Here is a 17,883-nt window from a genome sequence, read left to right as displayed (position 1 = left end):
TCAGGCCTCCATCGCTTGGCGGAATGCTCGCGCGACGCGCGCAGGTCCGGGGAAATAGTCCCATTCCTGTGCGTGCGGATACGGCGTGTCCCAGCCGGTAACGCGAAGGATGGGGGTCTCGAGATGGTAGAAGCAGCGTTCCTGGACCTCGGCGGCCAGTTCCGCGCCGAAGCCTGAAGTGCGCGTCGCTTCGTGAACGATGACGCAGCGTCCCGTCTTCTCGACCGACTGGACGATGCAATCTATATCGAGCGGCACCAGCGTGCGCAGGTCGATAATCTCGGCGTCGATGCCCGTCTCCAGGGCAGCAGCCCCAGCCACATGCACCATGGTGCCGTAGGAAAGAACCGTCAGTTCGGTGCCTTGGCGATGAACCGCTGCCTTGCCGATCGGCACGGTATAGTGACCATCCGGCGTCTCGCCCAATTCATGCTTCGACCACGGACTGATCGGCCGATCATTGTAGCCATCGAACGGGCCATTGTAGAGCCGCTTCGGCTCCAGGAAGACCACCGGATCGTCGTCCTCGATAGCGGCGATCAAGAGCCCCTTTGCATCGGCAGGATTTGACGGAATGACTGTCTTGAGACCCGCAACATGGGTGAACAGGGCCTCCGGGCTCTGGCTGTGCGTCTGTCCGCCGAAAATTCCGCCGCCGCACGGCATACGAACGACCAGTGGAGCGACGAAATCGCCCGCCGAGCGATAGCGCAGACGGGCAGCCTCGGACACGATCTGGTCGTAGGCAGGATACATGTAGTCTGCGAACTGGATCTCGGCGACCGGGCGCAAGCCGTTTGCGGCCATGCCGACGGCCGCTCCCACGATTCCGGTTTCCGAGATTGGGGTGTCGAAGCAGCGCGATGCGCCAAATTTTTTCTGGAGGCCCTCGGTCGCCCTGAAGACACCACCGAAATAGCCGACGTCCTGCCCGAACACGACGACGTTGGGATCTCGTTCCATGGTTATGTCCATGGCGTCCCGGATCGCCTCGATCATGGTTTTTCTGGCCATTTCAGTATCCCATCTGCTGGCGCTGCTCGCGCAGGTGTCGCGGCATGTCCTTGTAGACATCTTCGAAGATCGTTGCGGGACTGGCGCGGCTGCCTTCGTGCAGCGTTCCGTAGCCTCGAGCCTCGCGTGCAGCTTCGGCAATTTCTTCTTCCAGCTCCGCCCTGGCCTGCAGGTGACGCTCTTCGCTCCACTCGCCAATCCGGATCAGGTGCTGCTTGAGCCGTTCGATCGGATCGCCAAGGGGCCAGGCCGATTGATCGTCCTTCGGCCGGTATTTAGACGGATCGTCGGAGGTGGAATGCGGAGCCACCCGATAGGTGACCCATTCGATCAGCGTCGGCCCGAGGTTTTTCCGGGCACGCTCGGCAGCCCAAGCGGTCGCAGCATGCACGGCCAGATAGTCGTTGCCGTCGACCCGCAGAGGCGCGATGCCATAGCCGAGCGCTCGCGATGCGAAGGTGGCCTGGGTGCCGCCGGCGATGGCCTGGTTCGTCGATATCGCCCACTGGTTGTTGACGACATTGAGAATAACCGGGGGACGATAGACCGAGGCGAACACCAGCGCCGCGTGGACATCGCTTTCCGCAGTCGCGCCGTCGCCGATCCAGGCGGCCGCGATCCTGTCCTCGCCGCGGATGGCATTTGCCAAGGCCCAACCGACGGCCTGGATATACTGGGTGCCCAGATTGCCGGAGATCGAGAAAAAGCCCGCCTCCTTCGCCGAATAGAAGACCGGAAGCTGGCGACCTTTCATGCGGTCCCTGGAGTTGGACAGGACCTGGCACATCATGTCGACGACCGGCCAGTCCTGGGCAATGAGCAGGCCCTGCTGGCGATAGGTCGGGAAGTTCATGTCGCCCTTGCGCAAGACCGACTGGAATGCGCAGGCAATCGCCTCCTCGCCAGTGCACTGCATGTAGAAAGAAGTCTGGCCCTGCCTCTGGAGCATCGTCATGCGCGCGTCGTATGCGCGCGTCTTGAGCATTGCCCGCAATCCGGCGCGGAGCGCATCAGCGGAGAGTTTTGGATCCCAAGCCCCCTGTGCAATGCCATCGTCGTCCAGCACCCTGACGAGTGTATTTGCATAGCCGGCTAGCGAAACTACATCGACATCCACCGCGGGCCGGTCAACCGTGCCTGCGGCAGAGAACTTCAGGTGGCGATAGTCTCCCTTGGCGCCGGGACGTGCCGGTGGCTCGGGAACCTGCAGTGATGGAAAAGGGGCGCCGGGCATGGTCATGCGACCTCCATTTCGGCATTGGCTGCCACGACCGCGCCGTGCCGGGTCAGGCGCAATCTGACGAAGTTGGGGTCGGACTCGACTGGCACACGGATACTGAGAGCCATTTGCCAGCTCTGCGGGGTCAGGGGCACGAGACTTAGGGTCTCCAGCGCATAGCCGAAACGTTGGGCCTCGCAGAGCGTGCGGATCAGCCCGTCATAAGGATCATTCACCACAGCAGCCACCGTCAGGGTGCGTGTGGGTTCGGTTTGGCTCTTGTCTGTCACGGGCTCCTCCTCGCTGTGAATGACTATATTCTGCAAGTTCTGAAAGGTTGTGCTGAACTTTCCTTGTGTGATAGAAATTTCAGCGGATCCTTCTGGTATTCGCATTGAGAGCCGACATGTCTTCTGCCTACGGAAATCGTCGCCTGCCTGCGCGCCTCGATCTCATCGACCGCAAGATCCTGTCAGCACTTCGCGACAACGCACGGCTGACAAACAACGAGCTTGCCGAACGGGTCGGCCTCTCGCCGTCTCCTTGCTGGACGCGAGTAAAGCGCCTTGAGGCAGACGGAATCATCGACCACTACACGGCTGTCATCGACCAGGCGGCGATTGGCCTGGGCGATGTCGCCTTCATCGAGATCACTCTCCAGCATCATGACGAGCGCGTGCTGGAACAGTTTGGCGAGGCGCTGGCGCGTATCCCCGAAGTGCTGGAAGCGCATCTGGTCACGGGAGAATACGACTACCTGGTCAAGGTCGCCGTGGCCGGCACGGCGGACTATGAGCGGTTCCTGCGGGAACGCCTCTATCGCATCGAGGGAATCCGCAGTTCGCGGACGACCTTCTCCCTGCGTGCACTCAAGCGGAACATATCGGTTGATCCGCTGGGCATTGGGTGATGGATGCGCAGACTGCCCACCTCCACCCCTGGAGTCATGACCTGTTAGTCTGACCGAAATGGTGTGAGCCCATCTGTAGATGGACCACACCATTTCGATCGGACCAATAGGCCCTGCCCCTAGTATGAACGTGGCATACCCAGGACGTGCTGGGCCACCTGCGCCAGAACGAGATTGTTGGAAATCGGCGCCGTACGGAAAAGCCTCGCCTCGCGCCATTTGCGCTCGACGTGGAATTCGGCCGCGAAACCGTAGCCGCCGAACGTCGTCATCGTCGCTTCTGCTGCCTCCCAGGATGCCTCGCTCGCAAGGTATTTTGCGGTCGTCGCTTCGTGCCCACAGGGTGCTCCGCTGTCGAACAGGGCCGCAGCCCTGTTGCGCATCAATTCGGCAGCCTCGACGTTGATGTGGGCGCGGGCGATTGGAAACTGTACCCCCTGGTTGGCTCCGATCTGGCGATTGAACACCACGCGGTCAGTAGCATAGCGCGAAGCGGTCTCGATGAACCACTTGCCGTCGCCGATCGACTCGCTGGCGACCAGAAGGCGTTCGGCGTTGAGCGTTTCGAGGACATAGCCGAACCCCTTCCCTTCCTCGCCTATCAGGTTCTCCTCCGGCACGAAGAGATTGTCGATGAAGACCTGGCAAGTATGGTGGTTGAGCATGGTCTTGATCGGCGTTGCCTTCAGGGAGTCCCCGGCCGCCTTGATATCGACGAGAAACAGGCTGAGCCCGTCTGTTTTCTTAGCCGGCTTTTCGGCCGTTGGCGTTTTTGCCAGCAGCAGATACAGATCCGAGAACAGATAGCGCGACGTCCAGATTTTCTGGCCGTTGATCCGGTAGCCCCCATCGACCTTGCGCGCGGTGGTGCGGATATCAAGTGTGTTGGAGCCGGCGTCGGGCTCGGTAACGCCGAATGCCTGCAGGCGGAGACTGCCGTCGGCGATCCGCGGCAGGTACGCCTGTTTCTGCGCTTCGGAACCGTGTCGAAGCAGAGCAGCCATCGTATACATTTGTGCGTGACACGCCGCGCCATTCGCTCCGGAACGATTGATTTCCTGCAGGATGACGCACGCGTCGAGAAGGCTTGCACCCGAACCGCCGTACTCTTCCGGTATCAACGCCCCGAGCCAGCCGGCAGAGGTCATCTCCTGGACGAACTCGCTCGGATAGGCCTCCGTTTCATCGCATTGGCGCCAATAGTCGAGACCGAACTTGTCACAGATGCGGCGGACCGCAAGCCGGATTTCCTGTTGGGTGGCAGTGTATTCGAAATCCATCTCAATGCTCCGCAAGCGTGGTGTGCTGGGCGACGACGCCGTCGCCGATCAAGGTATCCAATTCCTGCTCGCCTATCCCGAGGTCGGTAAGGATGGCGCGCGTTTCGTGGCCCAGTTTCGGTGGTGGACCGCTTTCTGCCAGACGCCGGCCGGCCAGTCTCAGCGGCGTCCCCACGACCCTGTGGTCGGCTGCATTGCTGGTAGGCAGTGGCAAGATCATCTCGGAAGCCGCCACTTGCGGGTGGGCGAGAACGTCCGGGAGTTCGTTAAGTTCACTGCAAGGCGCACCGACCGCGCGCAACGCCGCGACGAGATCGGCGGTCGTTCGCTTCTGCGTGAACGACTCGATGTCCTCCTGCAGCAGCGACCGCGCGGCGACACGCTGCCTGTTGGTTGCATATTTCGGATCACAGGCCAGTTCGGTGGCATCCAGTGCCTGGCAGACCCGCGCGAATAGCCGGTCGTTGCCCGCTCCAATGAAAACATAGCCATCCAAAGTCCGGAACAGCTGATATGGAGCAGCCATGGCCATGGCGGAACCAAGCTTCTGCGGCGTCTTGCCCGTCGCAAGAAAGCCTGCGATCGGCACGGACATCCAGGAAAGCCCCGTGTCGAGCAGGCTTGCCTCCACCTTTGTGCCAAGGCCGGTCTCGCCACGCCCGATAAGGGCAGCCAGGATGCCAATCGCCGACCACATGCCGGTGCCCATGTCGACCAGCGAAACGCTCACCCTCACCGGCGCGTCGCCCTCGTTGCCGGTGACGCTCATGATGCCACTGAACGCCTGGATCAGAGGATCGTAGCCGGGCAGGTCGCGCAAGGGACCCTTTTCGCCGAAAGCGCTTATGGCACAGTAGACGAGGCTGGGATTGTGCTTTTCCAGTTCCTCGTAACCGAGCCCCATTTTCTCGGCGCTCGCCGGACGCAGCGAATGGATGAGAACATCGACTTCCTGGGCCAGACGGATGACGATCTCCTGGCCGCGCGGGTCCGAAAGGTCGATCGCAAGGCTCTTCTTGCCACGGTTCAGCGCCAGGAAGGTCGCGGATTCGCCACCGATTTCCGGGGGAAGCCATGCTCGCGTGTCGTCGCCGCCCTGCGGGCGCTCGACCTTGATCACCTCCGCGCCGAAATCCGCCAAGACCTGGGTACAGAACGGTCCCGCCACATTCTGGGTCAGGTCCAGAACCCGTATACCTGAGAGAATTCCTGATGCCATTTCACTCTTGCTCTTGGATAGGGAATAAGGGCGGCGCAAAAACGCGCCGCCCGAAGCTGATGTCAGGCCAACTGGAAATCGACCGCAGAGGCCTCGTCACGCTTGCGCGTATCGACCCAAAGAGACGTCGCACAATGCGGGCAAACCAGCTGTTCGAAGATGAAGCGATCATCGATGCGGATATGCGGCCCCAACTCTTCGGCCCGCGGATTGCGCACCGCCGCACCATCGCGCCAGTTCGTCCCGGCATCGCCCAGCCCCTCGCCGCAATTTTCGCAGCGCATCACCAGTCCGCTGGCATTCTTGCCGACCGACAGTGCCGCCCCCCACGTCATGGCGCCGGAACCTGATGTCTGATTGCCGGCGGAACGCGCCTTGGGCATCTTCGCGTCGGAGAGACGCTTGCGACGAACCTCCTCGCGAGCAGCCTTGGTGGCAGCCCCGTCGACGGATCCATCGTTCAGTACGACACCATAGAGATCCCTGGCGGTCTTGATCGTCACCGCGCCACGCCGCACGTCGTCCTCGACACGAGTGGGATCCCGTAGCAATGGATCGCCATATCCACCGCCGTTCTGGACGACCATGTTGACGACATCACCGGGGAAGAACTGCATCGACGTCTTGGCTTCCAGAAGCTTGCGCTCGCCGACGAGGTCACTCTGCTTTGCCACCTTGCCATTCTTTGCGAGGTGTTCCTTCCAGTTGCTTTTGCGGACAAGGTCGTAATTGCACACCGAACCTGGGTAGCCGCCCAGCACCCCGATCTGGTCCGGGAACGAGACACCATGGCTCGCAAGCGTTCCGAACAGAACTTCGGTATCGTACATCGCAAGGCTGTACTCGATGCCATTACCACCGCGAAACTGCCCCGCGCCGCCGGAATCCGGCAACTCGCGCCGCCAAAGGTAGAGCATGGGCGAGGTTTTCTCGTGCAGTTCGACATCGTTGAACCCGCCCGCGGGCACGATCAGCGACCCGCCGGTATCGACGCCATCGCGCGACCGGAATGCCGGACCACCCCAACCGAGCGAGTCCATATACATGATCGCATAGGGTTCGTTGGCCTGGTTGAGCCCTCCGAACTGGGCGAGCAGCCAGGATCCATCGGCAGGACCGCAGACATAGTCCGAAAATTCCGGCGAGAACGCCAACATCTTCGCGACACAGGCCGTGGCGGCGGCGGAAGCGATCCAGTTCGCGGTCACCGAACCGCCGCTGATCGGCGAAGGCGCTTCCGCACTCAGAATTGTGCGATCGGCGAGCAAAACGGAGATCGGACCGAGCAGGCCGGCATTCCAGTCGAGTTCCTGCCCGAAAGTTCCCAGGAGAGCAGTGGCGATGGCACCCAGAGTTCCAGCTTTGGAAGCATTGCCCATGCCCTGGATCTGTGGATGGGCATCCCTCAGGTCGAATGTCAGCTGATCACCACGCTTGTGCATGGTGCATCTAATTGGGAAGACATTGTTCTGGTGCCCGTCGTGATCGTAGTACATCGAGTGGCGGAATTCTCCGTCCGGCAGACGGCCGAGCTGCGCCCGCATCTCCTTTTCCGTGTCGTTGATGGTTTGCAGCATCGTGTTGTAAACGGCATCGGCGCCATAGCGGTCACAGACCTCACGGAAGCGCTCGTGCGAGACGCGGTGCGAGGCCAGCAGTGCGCTGAAATCGTTGCCAACCAGAAGCGGCAGACGCGAACTGCCGAGGATCATTTCCCAGATCCCCTTGTCGAGCGCGCCACCGCGGACAATCTTGAGGATAGGAATGCGCTGTCCCTCCTCAAAGCAGGACCGGGCATCCGGCACCCAGCTGCCGGGTTCTTTACCGCCGACATCGAGCAAATGTGCCATGCAGCCGGTCCATGCGACGAGCTTGCCGTCGTGGAAATAGGGTGCGACGAGCTGCACGTCATTCTGGTGAACGCTGGCAATGAAGGGATCGTTTGTCACGAAGACATCGCCCTCGGCGATGTCGCCAGCGAACGTCTCGTTGATCATCTGGATCATCATCGTCATCGTACAAAGCGGGATCATGTAGAATGTGCCCGACACCGCGATGTCGCCGTTGGGCATGTAGATACCAAAATTGTAGTCCGTCGCGTGCACGACCGGCGAGCCGGACGCATGCATGATCGTCGTCGAGCCTTCCTGGTTGATGGACCAGAGACGATGGCGGATCACCTCATAGGTGATGGGATCGAGTTCACCGTCGCCTCTCAGCGCGGGGCGCGGACCCACCGCACGCAGGCTGAGCGCAAGCGAGCTGCTGGAAATAGGTGCATTCATGACTTTTCTCCCGATCAGGCTTGCGTGGTGATGGTGACGTTGAGGTATTTGTCGACTTCGGCGCGCTGCCGTGGGCCGACGACCAGCGTCGTGTCGTTGAATTCGACGATTGCGGGGCCATCGAAGCCAAAACCCGGCTTGATTGTGTGTTCCCGATAAACCGCTGCTTCCTGCCAGGCGCCGCCCGAATAGATCCTCCTCTTTGCGATGTCGGTTGCAGCAACGCCCTGGGCTGCGGCGGCGGATGTCGACGATCGGTCCAGCTTGGCCCGCGCGACGATGCGGAAGGCGCTGATCTCGATGCCCGCGGCACGGAAGGCCGAGCCTGTGCCGAACCGGGCTTCGTAGGTAGTGATGAAGTATTCGATCAGCGTATCGACATCGGCTTTCTGGAGCGGGAATTTGGTCACATCGATCGACAGGTCGAATATCTGCGGGCGGAAGCGGACGTCGACGTAGCGCTCGAACTCCACCGAGGCGATATCCACGCCCTGCGCGCTAAGCGACTTGTGCGCCGATTCCTGCAGCCCAGCGAACACCCGATTGACGTCCTCGGCATGGATGTGATCGGAAAACGAGTCCGTGCCTGCCGGGCAAATCATCGTTTCCGACGTTTCGCGCGCGACCACCAGATCCGACAGCAGAATGCCATGCGCGGAAAGAATGGAGGCCGTGCGTGGAACGACGATCTTGTCGACGCCGAGGTCCGCGCCATAGCTGCTGGCATGGACCGGCCCCGCGCCTCCGTAGGCGACAAGGATGAAATCGCGGGGATCATAGCCGCGGTAGACGGTGGTCTGCCGAACGAGATCGGCCATCTGGCTGTCGACGATGCGCTTGATGCCTTCGGCCGCGTCCTCGACGCTCAGGCCGAGCGGCTTTGCCACTTTTTCCTCGATCGCCTTGCGCGCCAGGGCAGCATCGAGCTTGATCCGGCCGCCGAGAAAATGGTCGGGATTGACGAGGCCGAGAACGACGTCGGCATCGGTCACGGTCGGTTCCGTGCCGCCGGCGCCATAGCATGCCGGTCCGGGCACCGCGCCAGCACTTTCAGGCCCGACCCGCAGGCGGCCATTCTGCACCGAGGCGATGGAACCGCCGCCGGCGCCGATCGTATCGATTGCCACGGAAGGAACCGCGACCACCTGGCGCTCGATGAAGGTCTCACGCTGGATCATCGGACGACCGTCAATGATCAACCCGACGTCAAAGCTGGTGCCCCCCATATCAGTCGAAATGACGTTCTTCGAGCCGATCTGCTGGCCGACCAACCGGGCACCGACGACGCCGCCGACAGGCCCCGAAAGCAGGATTCCAACCGCTTCCTTGTCGGCGTTGCGTGCCGCTGCAAGACCGCCATTCGAGCGCATCAGCAGTGGTTCGCGCGGGAGGCCTTCGGCATTGAGGCTTTCGACCAGCGAATGCATGGCACTCTTGACCTTGGGCCCGAGAAAGGCATTCATCACTGCCGTCTGGGTGCGCGCCAGTTCTCCAAGACGCGGCAGCAGATCGCTCGAAATCGTGACGAAGACGTCGGGCGCCTCCTCGCGGATGATCTCGCGAAGGCGACGTTCGTGGTCCGGCACCTTGAAGGCCCAGAGCAGGCACACGGCGATGCTGTCGACCTTTCGTTCGACAAGTTCGCGCACCATCTGGCGAGCCTGCACCTCATCCAGCGGGGCAAGAACCCGCCCCATGTAGTCGATGCGTTCATTGACTTCACGAATGAGCGTCCGCTCGACGAAGGGGACGGGCTTGGTCAGCAAGCGAAAGTTCTTGCTGGTCGCCTCGTCAAGGCCGGTCGCCTTGTAGCCACGATTGATGAACAGCGTGTCGCCGAAGCCGGCGGTCTGGATAAGCCCGGTTTTCGCACCTTTACGCGTCAGCGCGGCATTGGTGGCGATTGTGGTGCCGTGGGAAAATATCGAAATCTGTGACAGGAAATCGCGAAGCTCGATGCCATTGTCGGCGGCAGCAAGCGTCAGTGTTGCAAGAATGCCTTTGACCGGATCATCCGGAACGGTGCTCACCTTGTACCTGTGCAGATTTCCCTTCGGGTCCATAACGGCAGTATCGGTGAACGTACCCCCGATGTCGGACGAGGCGAAGTAGGCCATCTTGTTCCTCCCAGAACGATCCAAGCACATGAGCTACCGCCTCTGTCATTCCGACAAAAACGGGCGCTCGCCTCCCGGCGGGTGCCGCTATGGTTCCCCCATCGCGGTCAAGCGGGAAACATGCGTGCAGGCCCCCTGGCCAGCTACAGCTAGGCCTAAGGAAATCTTATGTACAATATTCATTCTCGATGGTTATATGCTGCGAACTTATAGTAACGCATGGAAGTTCCACAATGGAAACGCGCCGGCTGGCAAACTTCATCGCCATCGTGGATTGTGGCAGCCTGACACGAGCCGCCGCGCGCATGAATATCGCGCAACCGGCGCTCAGCCAGCAACTCGCGGGGCTTGAGGCAAGCTATGGCAAGCAGCTCGTGCTCCGCAGTCGGCAGGGCGTGACGGTCACGCCCGCCGGTCAGGCTCTCTACAGAAATGCCCAGAGCCTGTTGCGGCAACTCAAGCAGATGGAATCCGACATCAAGTCAGCCGGAGACCACATCTCGGGCCATGTCTCGATTGGGCTGCCCGTCAGCTGCGCGCCGATCCTGGCCATGCCGATCCTCAAGGCTGTACGAGAGCGATACCCGCAGATCCTGCTGCAGATTTCCGAGAACATGAGCGGCATGCTTGGCGAACTGATCCTCAACAACCGCCTCGACATCGCTTTGCTCTATGGCACCCATGGCGCCGAGGGGCTGTTGCGCAAGCCGGTTCTCGTCGAACGGCTCTGCATCGTCAGCCGCGCCGAGTTCATCCGGGCGACGCCCGGCGAAACCATTGCCGTCAGGCAGCTTGCTGACGTGCCTCTGGTCCTGCCCAGCCATTCCAATGGATTGCGCACACTTGTCGACGCCGCCTTCGCCAGGCACGGTTTGACGCCCAATCTCGTGGCCGAGATCGACTCGCTATCAAGCCTTCGCGGCGCCGCCGGACAGGGGCTGGCAGCGACGATCCTGCCCCGTTCGGCAGCCGGCGAGAACGCTGATGGTTTGCATGTCGCCGACATCGTCGAGCCCTCGATCAAGCGGACGATCGTCCTCTGCAAGCCGTCGGCTCAGCCGGCTTCGGGACCCGTAGAAGCCGTCGAGGCACTGATCATCGAAGTGATCAATGACCTCGTGACTTCAGGCAAGTGGCAGGGTGTGACACTCAAATAGCCGAGGCCGCAGCCCTAGTTCTCGCGCGGACGGGCAAAGTCCCGCGCCATCTCCCGGATACGCGTTTCCAGCGTCGTATCATCAGGAGCGCCCAGAGCGACACAATCGGCCAGTTTGGCGGCAAGCTGGGTTGCCGTGATCGGCAAGGCAGGCGATCCGGGATAGTGAGTGACGGTGGCGAACGCTTCGGCAACACCGTTGCGGAGGATGGTGATCCTGACCTCGCCGCGATCGATGCCGATTTCCGCAGCCTGCTCTCCGGGACTTTCCCGCAGAGCGACCCGGTGCGCCAGCTCGATCACTGCGGGATCGCACACGCTCGAATCGAGAAATGCCCTGAGGCCAAGTTCACCGCGGAGCAGCGCATGGGCGACTGTGTACTGGCCCGAGAACTTGGCCTCGATGCCCGTCGAGGGAATGCCGACCGTCAGCGCCTTCAGGCATCCCGGCGGCACGAGAACGTCTATTTCGGCTCCTTCGAGCGCAGAGCATCTACCCTCGGCATGAAGCTGCAAGGCGGCGGCAACCGGCCGATGCGCGAGGTAGCAGCAGGCGAACAGTTTCTTCGACAGGCCTTTGAGCGCTGCTTCAACGTCCAGTGTGAGCGTCGTTTCCGGGTTGCCGCCGTAGACGGCCAAAAAGCCGTTGGTGCCTTCCAACACATCCTCAGCCCCTCCCACCCCTGCAAGGGCGAGCCGTCCTGCGCGCACGGCGGCCTGGGCCGCCAAACCGGCCTGAAGCGGCTTTGTCATCGTGCCGAAATTGCGCTGCAGGCCGGCGGCCTGGGCTGCCGCGATTGCCAATGCCGATGAGAACCCAGCCTGGTCTAGATCCAGCAAATGGGCAATGGCGGCCCCCGCCGCAACGGCACCGATTGTCGAAGTTGCATGCCATCCATGTGCATAGTGGCCAAAGCCAAGCGCCTGGCCGAGGCCGACATTCAACGCCAGGCCAACCGCGTAGGCAGATGCCTTCCGCGACACAGCCTCAGGGTGAAGACATGCGGCGGCTTCGATAGCCGGAATGAGCACCGCACTGGGATGCGTCACACTCGTCATGTGCACGTCATCATAGTCGAGCGCATGTGCTGCGGTCCCCCAGACCAGCGCTGCGGTTTCCGACTCGATCGCGTTTCTCGCCTGCCAGATCGGAGTGACGTCGACAAAAGCCTTGCGCATCGCTTGCGTGACAGGCTCGTTCCATCCCGCACACATCACCGCCAGTGTGTCGATGTAGGCATGCTCGATTTCGGTCCTGCCAGTTGCAGACACCCCAACTGCGCTCTTCGACAGAGCAAAAATCTCTTCGACGAACACTCTCATTGCCCCTTGAACACTGGCCGGCGCTTCTGGTTGAAGGCCTCGATCCCTTCGACCCGGTCCTCGGTCGACACGAGGCGATTATAGGCTTCGATCTCGAACGCCATGGCATCCGACAATGACATCTCGGCGCCGCGCGAGATCGCCTGCTTCGCCTGTCTGGCGGCAAGCGGCGCATTGCTGGCAATGTGCAAGGCTACAGCAATCGTGGCATCGAGCAATTCGGCCGCCGGACGCACCTCGTTGACGAGCCCCCATTCCTGCGCCTCCGCCGCCGAGAACGGCCGACCAGTGAGGATGAGTTCCTTTGCCCGCCGCGTCCCAATTGCCCTGGCGAGTGTCTGGGTACCGCCGGCACCGGGTATGATGCCGAGCGTCACCTCAGTGAGCGCGAATCTGGCACTTTCCGAAGCGAAGATGAAATCACAGGCAGCAGCGATCTCGCATCCACCACCAAACGCTGCGCCATTGACTGCGGCGATGACTGGAACCGGACAATTGACAATGGCTCTGGCCATGCGCTCAAAGATCAGATGCTGCGCGCTCCACGTCTCGACCGTCATGCCACGGCGTTCCTTCAGGTCCCCGCCGGCGCAAAAGCACTTGTCGCCCGCCCCGGTCAGGATCACGCAGCGCGCCCGGCCCGGATCAAGCGACAACGCCTCGAAATAGGCGACAAGATCGCGGCCCATCTGCGTGTTCAGTGCGTTCGCCGCATTCGGTCGATTGAGCGTGACTACCTCGATATATTCGGCCGGCCGGTCGACGCGCAGGGTTTCGAAATCGTCTGTCATGGGCAATGTGTGACCTATTGACCGTGGGTCAGGACGATGGTCTTGGTCGCCGAGAACTCGTGCAATGCTTCCATGCCTTTTTCACGGCCGTGGCCCGATTTCTTGAACCCGCCGAACGGCAACTCGACGCCACCGCCAGCGCCGTAGCCATTGATATAGACCTGGCCAGCCCGGACCCGTTTGGCCGTGCGCATCGCCCGGCCGACATCACGCGTCCAGACGCCGGCCGCCAACCCATAGGGCGTGTCGTTGGCGAGGGCTATGCCATCACGTTCGTCCTTGAACGGCAGAAGCGAGAGAACCGGGCCGAACACTTCCCGTCTTGCCAGGACATTGTCGCGCGGCACCGGGCCGAGAAGGGTCGGCCGTACGAAAAAGCCATCCGGGGAACTGCCCGCCGCAACCGACCCCTCTGCCAGCACGGCTATGCCGTCCTCCCGCGCCGCCGCGATCATGCCTGTCACCCGGCGATGCTGCTTGGCATTGATCAACGGCCCGAGATCGCAATCGGCGTCATGGGAGCCCACAGCAAGCTTGCTGAAATAGACGCTGAACAGTTCCTGCAACGGCCCCAATGCGGCTTCTTCGACCAGAAGCCGGCTGCCGGCAACGCAGGTCTGGCCGGAATTGACGATGATCGAATTGGCAATGACTGGCAGCGCAGCCTCGAAATCCGCATCGGCGAAGACGATCTGGGGCGACTTGCCACCCAGTTCCAGCGTCACACCGACATGGTTCGCCGCCGCCGCCTGCTGGACCATCGCACCCACTTCCGGGGAGCCCGTGAAGGTGATGAAATCCAGCATGGGATGCCCCGACAAGGCCGCGCCCGCTTCGGAGCCCAGGCCTGTCACAACGTTGAGGACCCCCTCCGGCAATCCCGCTTCCATCAACAGCTTGGCCAGTTCCAGCGTCGTCAGGCAGGCATCCTCCGCTGGTTTGAGGACAACTGTGTTTCCCATGGCCAGAGCCGGGCTGACGCTGCGGCCGAACATCTGCGTCGGCGCGTTCCACGGCAGAATGCCGCCAACCACGCCCAGCGGCTCGCGCAAGGTAAAGGCCGTATAGCCATTGGCGACCGGAATGACATCGCCACCCAGCTTGTCGGCTGCGCCGGCATAGAATTCGAAATATCGCGCCAGAACCGTGACGTCGGAAAACGTCGACTTATAGATCTTGCCGACATCCATTGCCTCGAGGCGAGCCAGCTTCTCGCGGTCGCGCAAGATCAGCTCCGACATTTTCGCCAGAACGCGGCCGCGATCGGTCGCCGACATTTGCGGCCACGGGCCCTCGTCAAACGCCTTCCTGGCGGTCCGAACCGCGGAATCCACATCAGCTTCGCGGCAGCGAGGGATCGTCGCAAAGGCCCGGCCGTTGGACGGGCAGATGACTTCGATCGTCTCACCCGACTGGGCAGGCACGTCACGTCCACCGACGAAACTGAGATAAGACTTCTTGGATTCGGAAGGTTCGAGCATCCGTTTCACCTCAACCCTAATACGGAAATCATGTCATTGGAGTAGCCAAGCTTCACTCGGGCTGGGAAATAAGAAACTCTTTGCAGGTCATAGCAAATCTCAATAGGCAAACAGCTGCTGCCAATCGCCGACAACACTCAGTCTCACTCGGCGATGGGCGAAATCCCCTCACTACATTTCCAAGTGCGAACTGAAGTCCGGCGGATTGACCTTGGTGGCCATGCGCGCCTTGTAGCGCGGCTCCAGGTCCTTGCTCGGCGCCCGATCTGCAAGCTCCTCGTGCAGCCGCACGCCGCGCCAGGTTCCATCCAGGATAAGCTCTTTGACCAATTGCCGGAGAACATCCAGTGTTGCGTCGATCGCCCTGCTCTTGGGAGCACCTTCGGAGCGACAGATCGAAACAGGCCGACTGACACGCGGCTCGATGATCGGCCGGCTATAGAGGTTCCCCAGGGCGGCAGGGGCCGCCAGCGCCGACTGCGGCAGTATGACATTTGCCATGCCGGACGCCGCGATATTTCTCAATACCGGAAGGGAATCGACATCTGCGATGACATTCAAACTGATTTTTTGCTGCTCGCAGACGGAATCGATGAGTGACCGCATCTTGTGCGGCAGGCCGGGAACGGAAAGCGGAAGGCTCGCGACATCGCTCAGGCGAATTGGGACGTCGGCGTCTTTTGGGTCAGAGGTGACGAGGAACAGATCTTCTTCAATCATCGGCTCGACAGAAAGGCCGGTCACAGCTTCCTCGCTGAAATTGACCGCCAGATCTATCCTGTTTTTCAGCAGCATTTCGAGCAGGTAACCGGAGAGATTTTCTACGATGCGCAAGTGGATTTGGGGGAATCGCTCCCGCATCTTCTTGATCAACGGAAGCGCGATCATGGTCGATGTCGACGTCGGCAGACCGACGGAAACCGCCCCTGTAAACTGATCGCCGAATTCAGAAAGGCGAGCTCCGGCGATCGCCTGCTCGACCTGACTCAGAATTATGCGAGCTTGCCGATAGAGACGGACGCCCGCCTCGGTCGGCACCACCCCGCGCGCGCTGCGTATCAGAACGGGCGTCTCGAGCTCTGCTTCAAGATTGGCAATTTGCTGGCTAAGGGCTGGCTGGGCGACATTCAATTGGCCACTGGCTTTCGAAAAGCTGCCGAAATCGATGATCGAAATAAGATATCGCAGCTGCCTCAGTTCCATATGTGCCTCCCAATTGGCCCGAGCAAGCATGGGCCATAGCAGAAACCTATGACCATAGCGATCATTTCTATTTTGCCACGGTAGGTGTCTGTGCTCTTCAGTACGGTCAAAACAGATTGGTTCCCTGCCATGCTTGAGTGTTGTAGGACGGGGCGGAGGAGACACGTATGGACGCGGATTATATTGTTGTGGGGGCAGGATCAGCCGGCTGCGTGATCGCCGCCCGGCTCTCTGAGGCCGGCAAAACAGTGATCTTGCTTGAGGCCGGCTCGAAAGACCTCAATCCGATGATCCATATTCCAGCCGGCGTCGGACACCTGCTTTACAACCCGCGCTACAATTGGATGTATGCATCGGATCCGGAGCCCGGGACGCATGGCCGTCCAATCCATACGCCACGCGGCAAGGTGCTCGGCGGCAGCAGTTCGATCAACGGCATGCTCTATGTCCGTGGCAATCCGGCCGACTACGACGGCTGGGCGCAGCTCGGCTGCCAGGGCTGGTCCTATGAAAACGTCCTGCCGCTGTTCAAGCGCTCCGAGTCCTATCAGTCAGGTGGCGACTCGACCTATCGTGGCAAAGACGGCCCGCTCAAGGTCGAGGACTACCGCACCATTTTGCCATTGACGCATAGTTTTGTGAAAGCCGCTCAGGAAGCCGGCTTTGGCTATACGCCCGACATCAACGGGGACCGCCAGGAAGGCGTCGGCTACGCGCAGATGACCAGACGCGGCAGGCTGCGCGGCTCGACCTATCGCACATTTCTGTCAACGCCGGCTGGCCGCAAGAATGTCGTGGTCCAGCCCGATACCACGGTTACATCGCTGATTGTAGAAAATGGCCGCTGCACCGGTGTGCGTTTCTTGCGAGGCCGCCAGGCGGGCGAAGTCCGCGCCAGGCACGAAGTCATCCTGTCAGCAGGCGCGATCGGATCACCGCAAATCCTTCAGCTGTCCGGCATCGGCGACCCCGACCACCTCAAGAGCCTCGACATCACTCCTGTTGTCGCCTCGCGCGGCGTCGGCAAAAATCTGTCGGATCACTTCACCATACGGCTCGTCAGCCAGGTCAAGAACCTGATCAGCCTCAACGAGCTTTCACGCGGTTGGCGTCTTGTCCGTGAAGTCCTCAAGTTCGGCGCTGCGGGCAACGGTGCGCTGACATTTGGGGTCACCAGCGCCATGGTCTTCTGCCGCAGCCGCGAAGGCCTTGAAAGCCCTGACATCCAGCTGCTTTTCACGCCTGCAAGCTATGTGTTCGGCAAGGCTCTGGTACTTGATTCAACGCCCGGCATGACCGTGGCGATCTGCCCGACCAGACCGAGCAGCCGAGGAACTGTCCTGGTCGACAATCCGGACCCCCGAGCCGCACCGCGCATCCGATATGGGTATCTAACCGATCGCGATGACATCAGGGCAATGATTGCCGGCTTCCATCATGCACGCCGGATTTTTGCCGCGCCCTCGCTCGCCAAATACGTCGTGACAGAAACAAGGCCAGGCCGCGAGATGACGACCGACGAGGACATCGAGAACTTCGCTCGCCGGGAAGGTTCGTCACTCTATCATCCGGTCGGCACCTGCAAGATGGGCATCGACGAAATGGCCGTCGTCGATCCGCGTCTCAATGTGCGTGGCCTCGACGGCCTGCGCGTTGCCGACGCCTCCATCATGCCCTTCCTGACCACCGGCAACACCAATGCGCCGAGCATCATGATCGGCGAGAAGGCGGCCGATTTGATCCTCGCCGACGCCGCCTAAATTACCGGTCTGGAATAACAGCACAAATGCCATGACCGGCCCGTCGCGTGCCCGCGAAGGACGCGACGCGGCCATTGTTCATGGTCGGCGCCCCCCGCAACTATAGTTCGCTGCACGCGAGGCGA

The 17,883-nt window shown here is 61.2% G+C and carries 14 protein-coding genes; 3 read left to right on the top strand and 11 right to left on the bottom strand.

What is annotated here, in order from left to right:
• The 3 genes from ABSY17_RS02100 to ABSY17_RS02090 are packed head-to-tail and all read right to left on the bottom strand — an operon-like array spanning position 1 to position 2,523.
• Positions 1 to 1,014 (bottom strand): alpha-ketoacid dehydrogenase subunit beta, encoded by a 1,014-nt coding sequence (locus ABSY17_RS02100; protein WP_378941161.1) that lies wholly within the window; start codon positions 1,012 to 1,014, stop codon positions 1 to 3.
• Position 1,015: 1 nt separating this feature from the next.
• The gene (locus ABSY17_RS02095) at positions 1,016 to 2,254 is read right to left on the bottom strand and encodes a thiamine pyrophosphate-dependent enzyme (protein WP_378941159.1); all 1,239 of its coding nucleotides are present in this window, start codon (positions 2,252 to 2,254) and stop codon (positions 1,016 to 1,018) included.
• Entirely contained in the window at positions 2,251 to 2,523 is a 273-nt protein-coding gene (locus ABSY17_RS02090; protein ID WP_378941157.1) for a hypothetical protein, read from the bottom strand. Before ABSY17_RS02090 ends, ABSY17_RS02095 begins: the two co-directional genes overlap by 4 nt.
• A gap of 116 nt (positions 2,524 to 2,639) precedes the next feature.
• Between ABSY17_RS02090 and ABSY17_RS02085 the strand changes: the two genes are divergently transcribed.
• Complete coding sequence (locus ABSY17_RS02085) at positions 2,640 to 3,143, top strand: Lrp/AsnC family transcriptional regulator (RefSeq protein WP_378941155.1); 504 nt, start codon at positions 2,640 to 2,642, stop codon at positions 3,141 to 3,143.
• 119 nt (positions 3,144 to 3,262) lie between these two features.
• Here the strand turns inward: ABSY17_RS02085 and ABSY17_RS02080 are convergent, their stop codons facing one another.
• From ABSY17_RS02080 to ABSY17_RS02065, 4 genes are all read right to left on the bottom strand, one after another.
• The gene (locus tag ABSY17_RS02080; RefSeq protein WP_378941153.1) at positions 3,263 to 4,423 is read right to left on the bottom strand and encodes an acyl-CoA dehydrogenase family protein; all 1,161 of its coding nucleotides are present in this window, start codon (positions 4,421 to 4,423) and stop codon (positions 3,263 to 3,265) included.
• A gap of 1 nt (position 4,424) precedes the next feature.
• The gene (locus tag ABSY17_RS02075) at positions 4,425 to 5,642 is read right to left on the bottom strand and encodes a CaiB/BaiF CoA transferase family protein (RefSeq protein WP_378941151.1); all 1,218 of its coding nucleotides are present in this window, start codon (positions 5,640 to 5,642) and stop codon (positions 4,425 to 4,427) included.
• Between the two features lie 62 nt (positions 5,643 to 5,704).
• The gene (locus tag ABSY17_RS02070) at positions 5,705 to 7,927 is read right to left on the bottom strand and encodes a hydantoinase B/oxoprolinase family protein (protein WP_378941149.1); all 2,223 of its coding nucleotides are present in this window, start codon (positions 7,925 to 7,927) and stop codon (positions 5,705 to 5,707) included.
• Between the two features lie 14 nt (positions 7,928 to 7,941).
• Positions 7,942 to 10,044, bottom strand: coding sequence for a hydantoinase/oxoprolinase family protein (locus ABSY17_RS02065; RefSeq protein WP_378941147.1), 2,103 nt, complete (start codon positions 10,042 to 10,044; stop codon positions 7,942 to 7,944).
• Positions 10,045 to 10,277: 233 nt separating this feature from the next.
• On the opposite strand from ABSY17_RS02065, the gene ABSY17_RS02060 reads away from it, so the two are divergent.
• Complete coding sequence (locus ABSY17_RS02060; RefSeq protein WP_378941701.1) at positions 10,278 to 11,201, top strand: LysR substrate-binding domain-containing protein; 924 nt, start codon at positions 10,278 to 10,280, stop codon at positions 11,199 to 11,201.
• A gap of 14 nt (positions 11,202 to 11,215) precedes the next feature.
• Here the strand turns inward: ABSY17_RS02060 and ABSY17_RS02055 are convergent, their stop codons facing one another.
• The 4 genes from ABSY17_RS02055 to ABSY17_RS02040 all read right to left on the bottom strand — a co-directional run bounded on the left by ABSY17_RS02055 (position 11,216) and on the right by ABSY17_RS02040 (position 15,998).
• A complete protein-coding gene (locus ABSY17_RS02055; protein WP_378941699.1) occupies positions 11,216 to 12,523 on the bottom strand; it encodes an MmgE/PrpD family protein in 1,308 nt (435 codons plus the stop codon).
• A complete protein-coding gene (locus tag ABSY17_RS02050; protein WP_378941697.1) occupies positions 12,520 to 13,314 on the bottom strand; it encodes an enoyl-CoA hydratase/isomerase family protein in 795 nt (264 codons plus the stop codon). The genes ABSY17_RS02055 and ABSY17_RS02050 overlap by 4 nt, the downstream gene beginning before the upstream one ends.
• Positions 13,315 to 13,328: 14 nt before the next feature.
• Entirely contained in the window at positions 13,329 to 14,795 is a 1,467-nt protein-coding gene (locus tag ABSY17_RS02045; RefSeq protein WP_378941695.1) for an aldehyde dehydrogenase family protein, read from the bottom strand.
• A 171-nt stretch (positions 14,796 to 14,966) separates the two neighbouring features.
• On the bottom strand, positions 14,967 to 15,998 hold the full coding sequence (locus ABSY17_RS02040) for a LysR substrate-binding domain-containing protein (RefSeq protein ID WP_378941693.1): 1,032 nt from the start codon (positions 15,996 to 15,998) through the stop codon (positions 14,967 to 14,969).
• 167 nt (positions 15,999 to 16,165) lie between these two features.
• On the opposite strand from ABSY17_RS02040, the gene ABSY17_RS02035 reads away from it, so the two are divergent.
• The gene (locus ABSY17_RS02035) at positions 16,166 to 17,758 is read left to right on the top strand and encodes a GMC family oxidoreductase (RefSeq protein WP_378941690.1); all 1,593 of its coding nucleotides are present in this window, start codon (positions 16,166 to 16,168) and stop codon (positions 17,756 to 17,758) included.
• Positions 17,759 to 17,883 lie beyond the last annotated feature (125 nt).

It is taken from the genome of Mesorhizobium sp. ANAO-SY3R2 (assembly GCF_042466635.1).
In the GTDB taxonomy this organism is placed as follows: domain Bacteria; phylum Pseudomonadota; class Alphaproteobacteria; order Rhizobiales; family Rhizobiaceae; genus Aminobacter.
The sequence above is the reverse complement of the archived record's forward strand: the minus strand, read 5'-3'. Positions and strand labels throughout refer to the sequence as shown.

Bases quoted from the DNA above. Each gene is read 5' to 3' on its own strand.
- ABSY17_RS02100 (WP_378941161.1), bottom strand. From the start codon at position 1,014: ATGGCCAGAAAAACCATGATCGAGGCGATCCGGGACGCCATGGACATA.
- ABSY17_RS02095 (WP_378941159.1), bottom strand. From the start codon at position 2,254: ATGACCATGCCCGGCGCCCCTTTTCCATCACTGCAGGTTCCCGAGCCA.
- ABSY17_RS02085 (WP_378941155.1), top strand. From the start codon at position 2,640: ATGTCTTCTGCCTACGGAAATCGTCGCCTGCCTGCGCGCCTCGATCTC.
- ABSY17_RS02080 (WP_378941153.1), bottom strand. From the start codon at position 4,423: ATGGATTTCGAATACACTGCCACCCAACAGGAAATCCGGCTTGCGGTC.
- ABSY17_RS02075 (WP_378941151.1), bottom strand. From the start codon at position 5,642: ATGGCATCAGGAATTCTCTCAGGTATACGGGTTCTGGACCTGACCCAG.
- ABSY17_RS02070 (WP_378941149.1), bottom strand. From the start codon at position 7,927: ATGAATGCACCTATTTCCAGCAGCTCGCTTGCGCTCAGCCTGCGTGCG.
- ABSY17_RS02065 (WP_378941147.1), bottom strand. From the start codon at position 10,044: ATGGCCTACTTCGCCTCGTCCGACATCGGGGGTACGTTCACCGATACT.
- ABSY17_RS02060 (WP_378941701.1), top strand. From the start codon at position 10,278: ATGGAAACGCGCCGGCTGGCAAACTTCATCGCCATCGTGGATTGTGGC.
- ABSY17_RS02055 (WP_378941699.1), bottom strand. From the start codon at position 12,523: ATGAGAGTGTTCGTCGAAGAGATTTTTGCTCTGTCGAAGAGCGCAGTT.
- ABSY17_RS02050 (WP_378941697.1), bottom strand. From the start codon at position 13,314: ATGACAGACGATTTCGAAACCCTGCGCGTCGACCGGCCGGCCGAATAT.
- ABSY17_RS02045 (WP_378941695.1), bottom strand. From the start codon at position 14,795: ATGCTCGAACCTTCCGAATCCAAGAAGTCTTATCTCAGTTTCGTCGGT.
- ABSY17_RS02040 (WP_378941693.1), bottom strand. From the start codon at position 15,998: ATGGAACTGAGGCAGCTGCGATATCTTATTTCGATCATCGATTTCGGC.
- ABSY17_RS02035 (WP_378941690.1), top strand. From the start codon at position 16,166: ATGGACGCGGATTATATTGTTGTGGGGGCAGGATCAGCCGGCTGCGTG.